A 12,091-nucleotide genomic window follows, 5' to 3' on the forward strand; every position below is an offset into this window, starting at 1 on the left:
TCTCCACGCGGACGCCCTCGATGCCGGAGAAGCTCCGGGACCCCTCCCTCCACGCGTTCCACACCGGAAGGCTCACCCGGGTGCGGTCCTTGTGGGGACCCGCCCCCGCCCCCGGCGTCGTCGCCTGGAAGAGGCGGACCAGCTGCTCCGCCTCGGGGAAGGGCAGGGGCTGCCAGAGCACCGGATACACGACGCTGAAGACCGCCGTGGTCGCGCCAATGGTGAGCGCGAGCGTCGCCACGACGACCGCGGTGAAGCGCTTCTCCCGGGCCATCGAGCGCAGTGCGCGCCGGAGTTCGAGCAAGAGCATGGACCTGTCAGGGATGGGGGATGAGCCCGCGCGTGAAGCAACGAGGATGCCACGCGCGGCCTTCCCCTGCCGGACGGCTCACCTCACCCCGGAGCCTGACCGGAACTGGGAACCCCCGTCCCACTTCCGGAATCCGTCTCCTCCTTCACCAGCCAGCGCATCGTCGCCTCCGTGACGATGCCGAACAGGGCCGTCTGGGCGAACAGCCAGGCGTGCTCCGCGCGCGACCAGCTGTTCGACACCGCCGTCGCCTTGAAGAGGGGGAAGGCCGCGCGCTCGAACGCCAGCACGCCCAGGCCCAGCAGCACGCCGCTGTGCAGCAGGGTCCACTTCGACGTGCGCCGCCGCACCAGGCCCCAGCCCATTCCCAGCAGCGGGCCATAGCCCGCGCGCAGCGCGAAGGCCCACCGCGACGCCTCGCGCCGGGACATCCACCGGCCGAACAGCCGGCTCAGCACCTGCCGCGCGATGTGGCGCGCGGCGTACGGCGGCGGGTGGCCCAGCGAGGCATTGCGCACGGTGACCAGCAATCCCAGGGCACCGGTGCCCACGGCTCCCGCGACATAGGCCGCCGCGTAGGGGTCTCTCATGGTCTATCCCTTCACCAGGTTTCGCATCACGAACCACAGGTTGGCGGGACGCTCGGCCAGGCGGCGCATGAAATAGGGATACCAGTGCTTCCCATACGGGACATAGACACGCACCGGATGGCCTTCCTTCACCAGACGCTCCTGCAGGTCGCGCCGGATGCCATACAGCATCTGGAATTCGAAGGCGCCCTTGGGCAGACGCTGGCGCGCGGCGTACTCCAGCGTGGCGTCAATCATCCGCTCATCATGCGTGGCGATGCCGTGATACACGCCGCTGTCCAGCAGGATGCGCATGCAGCGCACGAAGTTGGCGTCCACGTCCTTCTTGTCCGGGAAGGCCACGTCCGGACCCTCCAGGTAGGCCCCCTTGCACAGGCGGATCCGGACGCGCTCCGCGCACAGGGCCTTCGCGTCCTCCTCCGTGCGCCGCAGGTAGCTCTGGAGCACCGCGCCCACGTGCCGCTCGCCGAACTCCGAGTGCAGATCCCGCACGATGTCCAGGGTCACTTGCGTGACGGCGCTCTCCTCCATGTCCACGCGCACGAAGGAGTCCCGCGCCGTCGCGTCCGCCACCACCGCCCGCGCGTTCTGCAGCGCCAGGTTCCGGTCGAACAACACACCGCACTGCGTGAGCTTCAGCGACACGTTGGCCCTGACGCCCACCTGGTCGATTCGCGCCAGCAGCCGCAGGTATTGCCTCACCTCGTCGCGCGTCTCTTGAGGAGAGCGCACCGCTTCATTGAGGTGGTCGAAGCTGGCCATCAGCCCCTTCGCCGTGAGCGCCTTCACCGCGTCCACGGCCTCCTCCAGCGTCTCCCCCGCGATGAAGCGGGACGCCAGCTGGCGAAAGGGTTTGAGCCGCGTGGCCACGTCCTTGAGGTTGGACTGACGCGACAGGAACAACAGCGCGGAGCGGGACAGCTGAGCGGCGGCGGTCGTCATACGGATGTTCCCCCGACGATAGAGATAACGCCTGTTCAGTCAGGGTGCTGGGAGAGGAAGTCGGACACGCACGCATTGAACGCTTCCGGGTGGCTCATGTACGGCAGGTGACTGGCTGTCTCCAGGAACTCCAGCCGGGCGCCCGGCACATGCGCCGCCACGTCGCGCGCGGCGGCCGGCGGCACCAGCAGGTCGCGGCCTCCCTCGATGATGAGCGTGGGCACGCGCAGCTCGCGCAGCCGGTGCAGGAAGTCCGCGGCCAGGATGTCGCGCAGCCGCCGCATCAGCTCCAGCGACGACAGGCGCCGCGCCTCGCGAACGATTTCGGCCCGCCCCTCCGCGGGCAGCCACCGGCCGCCCAGGACGCGCGCCACCGTGGGCGCGAACACATACGCCAGCGGCCGGGGCGCCCGCACCAGCGTGGACAGCGTCAACGCCAGCCGCCGCACCTTGCGCACGCTGGCCACCGGCGACACCAGCACCAGCGCCTTCACCCGCTGGGGGTGCTCCAACGCATACGCGATGGACAGGAGGCTTCCATAGGAGGACCCCATCAACGCGAAGCGCTCCGGCAGCCCCGCCTCCGGGTGGTTGAGCACCGACAGGTTCCACTGCAACGGCGTGTGTGTCGCGGGCGTCTTCAGGGGCGGCGTCCACAACAGCAGGTTCCACGCCCGGGCCAGGGGCTCCATGGGCGCGAAGGAGCGGCCACTGGCGCCCAGCCCCGGAAGACAGACCACCGTGCGTGATACATCCCTGTTGCCTCCGGGAAAGGTGAACAGGCGCACGGGCGTGCCCCGGACGGCGCGCTCCTCGCAGTCCAGCCGCTCATAGCCGCGCTGGATGTCTTCCACGTCCGGCACCAGCGGCGGCGCGCGGGTCTTGGGCTCGACGGTGGAGGTGGCAGCGGCGTCAAGCATGGCAGGCCCTCAGGAGCAGGCGCCGGACGCTGGCGGCCACGCGGTCGCGGAAGGCCCGCACGCGAGACTCCGGCGCGCCCGACGGCGGCGGTTCATGGGGTTCACCCACGGCGAAGGTGAGCTGGACGGGCAGCGGCAGTGGACCCAATCCCATCACCAGGGGCATGCGGTATTTATCCTCCGCGGCCAGGCGCACACACCAGCGGTCCTCGTCCGGGGGCCAGAAGAACGTGTCATCCACCCCAAAACCCGCGAAGGGCACCACCGGCACCCCGGCCTGCATGGCCAGCCGCACGAAGCCCAGCGCGCCCTCCCAGCGCAGGCGGTAGCGGCCCTGGCTGCGTTTGAAGGTCTCCCGCGCGCCGCCCGGATAACAGACGACGAGCTGCCCCTCCCCCAGTGACTTGAGCGCGTTCTCCCGCGTCCCCTCCACGCCGCCCAGCCAGGGCAACACCGTGCGCACGAGGGGAATCTTGAAGAATCCCCGCTCCGCCAGGCCCAGCGGGTAGCGCCCCGTGGCCTGGTGCAACAGGTGGAAGAAGGCCGGGGTCTCGTATCCCCAGACACCGTGGTTGCCCACGAGCAGCAGCGGCCCCTGTCTGGGCAGGTGTTCAGCACCCATCAGACGGGCGCGGTGGTAGCGCGCGGACAGGGCCGCGCCGCCCTCCGCGAAACGGAACACGGCTTGCCGGACGCTGGTGAGTGGGTCTTCCACGGTGGATTCCAAGATGCAGCCGGCTTCGCTCGCCGGCACCCTGGCGGCAGGCTGCCGGGCAGGGGCTCCACCGCCGCCATCACCGGAAAAGGGCATGCACGCCAGCAGGCTGCCTTCCACGGCCGCTGGATGGGTGTGGTTGTCTGCCCCCGGTGCCATGCCGATGCTTGGGGGCATGGCCGGCCCTTTCGACATCCTCCTGCATCAACACCGTGAGCTGGAGGCGCTGCTGGAGCGGCTGGCTTCAGAGGCGGACCCGGAAGAGGTGACTCACGGTCAGGAGACCCTGGCCCGCCTCCTGCGCCTGCACTCCCGCCTGGAGGAGCGCTGCGTCCAGCCACTGCTGACATGCGTGGAGGGCCGCACCCGCGCCCGCGAGGAGGCCGAGGATCACCTCACCTTGCGTGAGTTGATGGAGGAATTGCAGGAACTGACACCTCGCGGCGTCGAGTGGCAGGCGCGCCTGTTCACGCTGGAGGATCAGGTCGTGGCGCACGTGCAGGCCACCGAGCACGGAGTGCTCCCCCGGCTGTCCGCGTCCCTGGACTCAGAGGAATTGGAAGAACTGGGACACGACCTCGCACTGACGTACGAGGAACTGCTGGAACGCTCGCAACACCCCCCCGCCTCCAGTCGCGGAGCGTTGTTGGAACCCCTGCATTGGGATGCGTGAGAAGCGCCTGAAAGCGTCTCGCGCACCCATTTCCCGGGCCTTTCTCGCCTGCTGATACGCAGTGGCGTCACAACTTTTTATCGCTTCCTTCGACAATTGCCTTTCTGGAAGGTATTGGTAGTCCGGCGTGCCGGTTCACGCCAAGGCAATGCTCCCCCCTTAAACCGAGGATTGGTCGAAATGTCAGTTGACAAGGCGTTCCGCGAGATGATTCGCAACGAGATTGAAGTGCAGCTCAAGCCCCTGCGCGACGTGGTGTCTCGTCTGGAGTCGGGCACGGCGGACCTGGATGCGCTGCGCAACGTGGCCGAGCGCCTGGCGCCGCTGGCTCAGGTGGTGGGCCCCCTCTTCGGCGCGAACGCGCCCGCGGCGGGCAAGCCCGGTCGTCGTCCCGTGGGTCGTCCGGCGGGTCGCGCGTCGGTGAGCGCGCCGGTGGCGGCGGCGGGTGGCAAGCGCCGGGGCCGCAAGCCGGCGGCGGCGGAGGGCGGCGCCCGCGAGTGCGCCATCAAGGGCTGCGGCAAGCCCAGCCGCACCAAGGGCTACTGCGCCGCGCACTACCAGAAGCTGCGCATGCTGGAGAAGACCCACCGCCGTCCCTCCGAGTGGTCCGACTACGCCAACCCCAACAGCGTGGAGGACATCAAGCTGCCGCGTGGCCGCGCCGCCTCCAAGGCGCTGGCGGAAGCCGCTCAGAAGAACGCTTAAGCGCTTCGCAGTCGTGTGTCGTAGCCCCGGCCCGGGCAGAGGTGGACCGCGTCCTTCCGGCAGGAAGCACGTGGCAGGATTGACCGCGCGGAGGATGTGCTTGCGCCGCGAGGGGGTTGGTGTGCATGAGTGCCCGGGCCATGAACAAACGCGACCTGGAGCCTGGAATCGTCACGGACCTCGCGGGCCGGACGACCTATGGTGATTACCTGCAGCTGGACCGCCTTCTGTCCGCGCAGGTGCCCCGTTCCCAGCCTCCCCATCACGACGAGTTGTTGTTCATCGTCCAGCATCAGACGAGCGAGCTGTGGATGAAGCTGCTCATCCACGAGCTGTCCGCCTGCATCCGTTACATCCAGGCGGACCGGCTGGAGCCGTCCTTCAAGATCTTCGCGCGCGTCGCGCACATCCAGCGGATGCTCTTCGAGCAGTGGAGCGTGCTGGAGACGCTCACGCCCAACGAGTACCTGGAGTTCCGGGACACGCTGGGGCACGCGTCGGGCTTCCAGAGCTTCCAGTACCGGGCGCTGGAGTTCCTGCTGGGCAACAAGGACGACGCGGCGCTGGGGCCCTTCAAGCACGTGCAGGGCGTGCACGCGGAGCTGGAGCGGCTGCTGGAGTCGCCGGGCATCTACGACGAGTTCCTGCGTCACCTGTCTCGCATGGGGCATGACGTCCCCAAGAGCCACGTGGAGCGGGACTGGCGTCAGCCGTATGAGAAGAGCCCCCAGGTGATGGAGGTGTTCCGCCGCATCTACGAGGACACCGAGAAGCACTGGGATGCGTATGAGATGTGCGAGAAGCTGGTGGACACGGAGGAGCGGTTCCAGCTCTGGCGCTACCGGCACATGATGACGGTGATGCGCATCATCGGCTTCAAGCAGGGCACGGGCGGCTCGTCGGGCGTGGGCTTCCTGCGCAAGGCGCTGGACCTGCGCTTCTTCCCGGAGCTGTGGGACGTGCGCACGGCGCTGGCGCCGCCCGCGAAGCCCCGGAGCGTCTGAAAGGGCCCTGGACGCCGCTCGAGTCCCCGCATGCTCCGCGTGCCGGCAGGGACGGGGTGCCAGCCGGGGCGCGGGCTCCCTAGCTTGGGAGAGGTCAAACCCTCTCAACGTGCGAAGGAGCCACCATGGGTGAGCACGAAAGCCCCCGGAAGGACCCGCAGCTTCCGGAAGACGAACAGCAGAACAAGCGTCAGGCGGGAGACCGCCCCATGCCCACGCCGGGTCACATTGGCAACCTGCCGGACAACGGCGAAGGCCCGGGTGGCATTGGCATCAAGCTGCCCGAGGGCGGCGGCGACTGAGTGAAACATCCGGCGATGTTTCAGGCCGGGGGCCTTCCAGGGCTCCCGGCCGCCGGGGTAGACGTGTCAGACGGGCATGAGAGTGTCCGGGCATGGCCCTACCTGCCAGGTTCCCCGCTCCAGAGATGACCCGAAAGCCCGCCACCTACGCCGACCTGGAAGCGCTCCCCTCGAATCAGGTGGGGGAGATCGTCAACGGGGAGCTGTACGCGAGCCCCCGGCCGGCGAACCCGCATGCCTCCGCGGCATGGCATCTGGGTGGCGAACTCTATGGCCCCTTCGAGCGGGGACGCGGAGGGCCTGGAGGCTGGCTCATCCTTTCGGAGCCGGAACTGCACCTGGGGAAGGACGTCCTGGTGCCGGACCTCGCGGGGTGGCGCCGGGAGCGGCTCTCCAAGCTGTCCAAGGTCGTGGGCATCCAGATGGCGCCGGATTGGCTGTGCGAGGTGCTGTCCCCGTCCACGTCCCGGTTGGACCGGGTCCGGAAGCTGCCCATCTATGCACGAGAGGGCGTCAAACACGTCTGGTTGGTGGACCCACGCGAACACATGCTGGAGGTCTACCGGCTGGAAGGCGGCCACTATCTGTTGCTGGGGGCTTACGGGGACGCGGAGACCGTCCACGCGGAACCCTTCGAGGCGCTTCCCCTGGAACTGAAGGTCCTGTGGGAGGACGTCGAGTAGGCTTCAGCCCACCATGTCCGCGCCCGCCGGAATGACGCTGCTCTTCGAACAGGCCCACATCCTCTGCTACCGCACGTTCGACATCGCGGAGGAGATCGACCTGGAGCGCGCTCGCAAGGCGCTGACGGAGGACTCGCGCCGCTTGAAGCTGTCGCGCGAGAACAGCCAGTACATCCAGCTGCCCAACCCTCCCGTGGCCTATGAGCTGGGCCGCAGGCCCCTGGCCCTTCGCGGCGGCCCCGTCACCGTGGACGCCACCGCGCGCCTGTTCGACCATGGCGCCGCGTCCATCATCCTGCGCGTCCCCGTCGCCCCCGGCACCACCTGGGAGACCCTCACCCACGTCGCCGACGAACTCTATGACAGCCAGGCGTTGGAGGACCTGGCGCTCGAGCTGGTGGAGGGCGTGCGCCGCACCATCTCCGCCGCCGTGCAGGGGCCGCACCTCTGGGACCAGAGCGAGAGCTACACCGTCATCTTCGCCGAGCGCATCCAGGGCAACCCCTCCGCGGAGGAGCTGTTCCAGAGCGCGGACATCGCCCGGCTTTTGTTGGGTGAGAGCACCACCGCGCCGCTCGCGCCCCGTGAGCGCGAGGCTGTCACCCAGGTGCGCTTCAGCTACACCGCCCATGACCTGGTCGTCGTGGACTGGAACAGCGCCTTCGTCTACGAGCCGTCCGGCTCGCGCGACATCCCGGACCTCCTGGAGATCGCCAACGCGCAGCTGCTGGAGTTCCGCTACTACGACGAGCGGTTGGACAAGCACATCGCGCGCATCCACGACGAGGTGCAGAAGCGCAAGCCCGGCTGGCTCACGCTGTTCCGCAGCCCGTACCGCACCCTCGCGCGCGAGACGCTGGGCACGCTCGTGGACCTCAACGAGTTCGTGGAGCGGGTGGAGAACAGCCTCAAGATCATCGGCGACTTCTACCTGGCCAAGGTCTACGAGGGCGCCGTGCGCCGCCTGCGCATCCCCGCGTGGCAGGCCTCCGTCACGCGCAAGCAGCAGCTGCTCGCGCAGACCTATGGCCTGCTCAAGGGCGAGGTGGACATCGACCGCTCCCACGTCCTGGAGGTGATGATCGTCGCGTTGATCGTCCTGGAAATCCTGCTCGCCTTCGGACGCGTGGTCATGCCCTGACGACAGCGTCCCTGCGACCCGTGGGCTGGGCGGCGAGCACGGCGTTGGGCTACGTTCGAGCGATGGAGGTGGCCGCGTGAGTGCATCGAACCCTCTCTTCGGTGACCTGTTGCTCAAGCTGGGTGTCGTCACGCCGGGGCAGGTGCAGGAGGCACTCGCGCTGCAGGCGCTCACCGGCCAGCGCGTGGGGGAGGCGCTCATCTCCCTGGGCTACGTGTCGCGCGAGCAGATCCAAGACGCACTGGGAGAAGCCCTGGGCCTGAACCATGACAAGGGTCCCGCGCAGCCGCCGCTGGGCGAGCTGCTGGTGGGGCTCAAGTACGTGTCGCTCGCGCAGCTGGACGAAGCGCTGGCGCGGCAGCGGCGCGACGGGCGGCGGCTGGGGGAAATCCTGGTCGAGCTGGGCCACTGCACGTACAAGCAGATCTACGAAGCGCTGGGCGTGCAGAACCGCATCGTCGGCCGGCAGGACCTGCCGCGTCCCGCGACGGAGGGGCGCCGCCGCGTGGTGGTGGTGGACGACAGCCCCCTGGCGTGCGCGTTCGTGCAGGAGGGGCTGGTGGCCCTGGGCTACGAAGTCCTCTGCTTCCAGGACCCGTACGAGGCGCTGGAGGGCATGGGGCGGCTGCAGCCGGCCATCGTGCTGAGCGACCTGGAGATGCCGGGGCTGGACGGCGTGGAGCTGTGCCGGCGGCTGAAGGAGGGCCCGCGCAGCGCCATCCCCGTCATCATGCTCACCGCCAATGACCGCGAGGCGGAGCGCGTGCGCGGCCTGCGCGCGGGCGCGGACGACTACGTGAACAAGTCCGCGTCCATGGATGAACTGGCGGCGCGCATCGAGAGCGTGGTGCGCCGCACGGACGAGACGGAGCGCATGCGCAAGCTGTTCGCGCGCTACACGTCCGACGCGGTGGTGGAAGAAATCCTCAAGAGCGCGGACGCGGCGGTGCTCGCCGGTGAGAAGCGCGAGGTGACGGTGCTGTTCGCGGACATCCGCAACTTCACCGGCCTGGCGGAGAGCCTGCCGCCCGAACAGGTGGTGGCGGTGCTCAACCAGGTGCTGGGCCGGCTGTCGGACGCGGTGCTCACCTGCGGCGGCACGCTGGACAAGTTCCTGGGCGACGGGCTGATGGCCGTCTTCGGCGCGCCGGTGGGCCGCCCGGACGACGCGCTCCGGGGCCTGCAGTGCGCGAAGATGATGATGGAGGCCGTGGCGGAGCTGCGCGCCGTGGCGGAGGCCGAGTGGGTGGCCCACGGCCGCGAGGGCCGGCCCCTGGTGCTGGAGCTGGGCGTGGGGCTCAACTCGGGCGTGGTGGTGTCCGGCAACATCGGCGGCGCGATGCGGGCCGAGTACACCTGCATTGGCGACGCGGTGAACGTGGCCGCGCGGCTGTGCGCGCTGGCCGGTCCGGGGGAAATCCTGGTGGGCGAGCGCACGCGTGAGCTGGTGGACGCGAACGAGACCGCCTTCGAGGACCTGCCCCCGGTGCGCCTGAAGGGCAAGCAGCAGCCGGTGCCGCTTTACCGCGCCCTCTGACGCGCCAGGCGGTAGGGTGGATGGGCCATGGCCGCCACCTCCTCCCCGTCCTCCTCCCACGACAAGTCCCGCCGCTCGCCGCTGCCCTGGGTGGCGGTGGTATTCGCGGTGGCGCTGGTCGTGGCCCTGGTGCTCACCGCCTTCCGCCGCCGCGACCCCGAGCAGGCCCAGCACATCCACGCGGACTTCACCCTCATCCTGGGCGCGCTGGAGCGCTACCAGGCGGACCACGGCGGACAGCTGCCGGAGGAGGGGAGCCTGGATGAGATGCTGGTGCCCAAGTACCTCCCCGCCGTGCCCCGCGACCCCTGGGGCCGGCCGTACCAGTACGCCAGCAGCGCGCAGGGCGTGTTCCTGTCCACCTTCGGCCGCGAGAACCAGCGCGGCGGCGCGGGGGAGAACCAGGACCACACCAACCACGACGGGCACCAGCAGCTCTTGCGCTGAGCGCTGGCCCGCCGGGACGCCCCACCCTGCCGGGCAGGCAGGCCGGCAGGCCCGGCCGTGTGCCACCGTCCCTCCGGCGTGAACACCTTCATGGCGAGGGGAGGCTCCAGCGGGCATCGCCTCCTCCAGGGGGCCCCGCCATGGCCATCATCTGCGCAACCAACCTGTCCGCCGAAGCCGCGCACGCGGCCACCGTCGCGGCCACCCTCGCCGGCCGGCTGGGGGAGCCGCTGCTGCTCCTGGGAGTGGATGACGAGGTCCCGGACGCGGAGGCCCCGGACGCCCTGTCCGCGGCGGAGGGGGGCCTGGCCGCGGAGGCCGCGCGGCTGAGGCCGCTCTTGGGCCCCGGGGGCTCGGTGGAGCCGCGCATGCAGCGGGGCGCCTCCGTGGAGACGCTGCTGGGGGACGCGGAGTGCAAGAGCGCCCGGATGGTGGTGGTGGCCGCCGGGGGCTGGCGCACGTCCCCCTGGCGCAAGACGTCCCTGGCGGAGCGCCTGGCCCGCCACGGCTGCGCCCCGGTGCTGGCGGTGCGCCGGGACTCGGCGCTGCTGGACTGGGCCCGGGGCCGGCGCCGGCTGCTGGTGATGGTGGGCGTGGACCCGCGCTCCGCCACGTCCGACGCGGCCATCACCTTCCTGAGAGAGCTGCGGCGCGTGGGCGGGTGCGACGTGCTGGCCGCCTACGTGTGCTCGCCCCTGGAGGAGCGTGAGCGGCTGGGCATCCGGACCCCCGTGCACGTGGAGCGCCTGGACCCGCGCGAGCGCAGCATGGAGGGGTTGGATCCGCTGGTGGAGCGCGTGCTCCACCGCGAGGTGCGCGAGCGCCTGGGTGACCTGGAGGGCGAGGGCCGCGTGGAGGTGGTGCTGGAGCCCGGCTATGGCCGCCCGGCGGACCACCTGCTGCACGTGGCCCACGCGCGCAGCGCGGAGCTCACGGTGGTGGGCATGCACCTGCGCGGCGGCGTGCAGCGGCTGTGGCATGGCTCCGTGTCGGAAGGTGTGCTGCGCCACGCGGAGCGCTCCGTGGCGTGCATCCCACCCGGAGCGCGCGAGCCTCGCCGGCTGCCTCCGCCCCGGAGCGCCCTGGTGCCGGTGGACTTCACGCTCGCGTCCGGGCAGGCCATCGCGCAGGCGTGCTCGCTGGTGGGGCCGGGCGGCCGCGTGCACCTGCTGCACGTGCACCGGCTCAAGGGCCGCGAGCGGGGCCCCCGGGACTTCCACGGCGTGCTCCCGGAGCCCGAGTCCGAGCGGGACCAGGTGATGCAGCGGCTCTGGGCCCAGGTGCCCCGGGACACGGTCGCGCAGGCGGTGCACTGGAGCGTGGAGGGCGTCAGCGGGGATGACGTCACCATCGCCATCTGCCAGGCCACGGAGCGCGAGGGCGTGGACCTGGTCTGCGTGGGCACGTCCTCCCGCCGCGAGGTGGCCCCGGACGTCCTGGAGGAGGCCGTGGCGAAGGAGCTGGTCCTGCGCTGCCGCCGGCCCGTGATGGTGGTGCCTTCGGTTTGACCCGGGAACGGGCGTCCAGTGGAGGGGCTCGCCGGGGAGCGGGTCCCTGGTTTTTTCCCGCACGTAAGGGATTGAACAGGCGACCCAGGAGGGCGTTAGACTTTGGGAGGACCCGCTTTCCCAGAAGGGTAGGGCATCCCGTGGCTCTTCGCGGTTATCGAGAAGAGGACCTCGTCTCCAACCGTGCGTCGCTGCTCATCCACGGAGGCACCGAGGACGAGCGCAGGGCCTGGGCGGAGGAAGCCGCGCGCAACTTCGGCGTCCCGCTCACGGAGATTCGCCAGCCCCAGGAGCTGGCCGGAGCGCTGCGCCAGCCCAACGGCGTCGTGTTCATCGCGGACGCGGCGAAGCTGCCGCTGGACGCCCAGGGCCTCATCCTGCGCTGCCTCCAGATGCAGGAGGAGCGGCCCAAGGTCGTGGTGGGCATCTCCGGCGCGGCGATGGCCGCCCTCACCCGGGGCACCCTGCGCGAGGACCTGCACTACCGCCTCCACCAGGCGCAGGTGGACCTGCAGACGGAGGGCCTGAGGGACGCGCTCAAGCGCCGCTGGGCCCAGCAGGCCGAAGTGCTGGCCGTGCGCGCCGCGGCGCTGAAGGCCGCCGAGGAGAAGGAG

Annotated in this window: 14 protein-coding genes and 1 pseudogene; 10 read left to right on the plus strand and 5 right to left on the minus strand. The window is 70.2% G+C overall.

Going from position 1 to position 12,091, the window contains the following annotated elements:
- The 5 genes and pseudogenes from D7X55_RS25520 to D7X55_RS25540 all read right to left on the minus strand — a co-directional run.
- Nucleotides 1-310: pseudogene (locus D7X55_RS25520) on the minus strand (permease); the annotation flags it as partial.
- A gap of 83 nt (nucleotides 311-393) precedes the next feature.
- Nucleotides 394-900 (minus strand): hypothetical protein, encoded by a 507-nt coding sequence (locus tag D7X55_RS25525; protein ID WP_121724452.1) that lies wholly within the window; start codon nucleotides 898-900, stop codon nucleotides 394-396.
- 3 nt (nucleotides 901-903) lie between these two features.
- Complete coding sequence (locus tag D7X55_RS25530; RefSeq protein WP_120552372.1) at nucleotides 904-1,842, minus strand: proline dehydrogenase family protein; 939 nt, start codon at nucleotides 1,840-1,842, stop codon at nucleotides 904-906.
- 35 nt (nucleotides 1,843-1,877) lie between these two features.
- On the minus strand, nucleotides 1,878-2,762 hold the full coding sequence (locus D7X55_RS25535; RefSeq protein ID WP_121724453.1) for an alpha/beta fold hydrolase: 885 nt from the start codon (nucleotides 2,760-2,762) through the stop codon (nucleotides 1,878-1,880).
- Entirely contained in the window at nucleotides 2,755-3,477 is a 723-nt protein-coding gene (locus D7X55_RS25540; RefSeq protein WP_120552384.1) for a lysophospholipid acyltransferase family protein, read from the minus strand. Before D7X55_RS25540 ends, D7X55_RS25535 begins: the two co-directional genes overlap by 8 nt.
- A 175-nt stretch (nucleotides 3,478-3,652) precedes the next feature.
- Between D7X55_RS25540 and D7X55_RS25545 the strand changes: the two genes are divergently transcribed.
- The 10 genes from D7X55_RS25545 to D7X55_RS25585 form a co-directional block, all read left to right on the plus strand.
- Nucleotides 3,653-4,150, plus strand: a complete 498-nt coding sequence (locus D7X55_RS25545; protein WP_233610057.1) for a hemerythrin domain-containing protein — start codon at nucleotides 3,653-3,655, stop codon at nucleotides 4,148-4,150.
- 180 nt (nucleotides 4,151-4,330) lie between these two features.
- Nucleotides 4,331-4,855 (plus strand): cell wall protein, encoded by a 525-nt coding sequence (locus tag D7X55_RS25550; protein ID WP_120552374.1) that lies wholly within the window; start codon nucleotides 4,331-4,333, stop codon nucleotides 4,853-4,855.
- A gap of 140 nt (nucleotides 4,856-4,995) precedes the next feature.
- On the plus strand, nucleotides 4,996-5,859 hold the full coding sequence (locus tag D7X55_RS25555) for a tryptophan 2,3-dioxygenase (protein WP_120552375.1): 864 nt from the start codon (nucleotides 4,996-4,998) through the stop codon (nucleotides 5,857-5,859).
- Nucleotides 5,860-5,984: 125 nt separating this feature from the next.
- Nucleotides 5,985-6,161, plus strand: coding sequence for a hypothetical protein (locus tag D7X55_RS43525; protein ID WP_158626426.1), 177 nt, complete (start codon nucleotides 5,985-5,987; stop codon nucleotides 6,159-6,161).
- Nucleotides 6,162-6,286: 125 nt separating this feature from the next.
- The gene (locus D7X55_RS25560) at nucleotides 6,287-6,844 is read left to right on the plus strand and encodes a Uma2 family endonuclease (RefSeq protein WP_120552376.1); all 558 of its coding nucleotides are present in this window, start codon (nucleotides 6,287-6,289) and stop codon (nucleotides 6,842-6,844) included.
- A gap of 13 nt (nucleotides 6,845-6,857) precedes the next feature.
- Nucleotides 6,858-7,985, plus strand: a complete 1,128-nt coding sequence (locus tag D7X55_RS25565; protein ID WP_120552377.1) for a hypothetical protein — start codon at nucleotides 6,858-6,860, stop codon at nucleotides 7,983-7,985.
- 76 nt (nucleotides 7,986-8,061) lie between these two features.
- On the plus strand, nucleotides 8,062-9,522 hold the full coding sequence (locus D7X55_RS25570; RefSeq protein ID WP_121724454.1) for an adenylate/guanylate cyclase domain-containing protein: 1,461 nt from the start codon (nucleotides 8,062-8,064) through the stop codon (nucleotides 9,520-9,522).
- Nucleotides 9,523-9,549: 27 nt separating this feature from the next.
- Complete coding sequence (locus tag D7X55_RS25575; protein WP_120552379.1) at nucleotides 9,550-9,969, plus strand: type II secretion system protein GspG; 420 nt, start codon at nucleotides 9,550-9,552, stop codon at nucleotides 9,967-9,969.
- Nucleotides 9,970-10,109: 140 nt separating this feature from the next.
- Nucleotides 10,110-11,477, plus strand: coding sequence for a universal stress protein (locus tag D7X55_RS25580; protein WP_121724455.1), 1,368 nt, complete (start codon nucleotides 10,110-10,112; stop codon nucleotides 11,475-11,477).
- A gap of 140 nt (nucleotides 11,478-11,617) precedes the next feature.
- On the plus strand, nucleotides 11,618-12,091 hold a 474-nt coding region (locus D7X55_RS25585), incomplete at its 3' end, for a Fis family transcriptional regulator (protein WP_121724456.1).

Origin of the sequence: Corallococcus sp. AB049A (assembly GCF_003668885.1) — a bacterium.
GTDB lineage: Bacteria > Myxococcota > Myxococcia > Myxococcales > Myxococcaceae > Corallococcus > Corallococcus interemptor.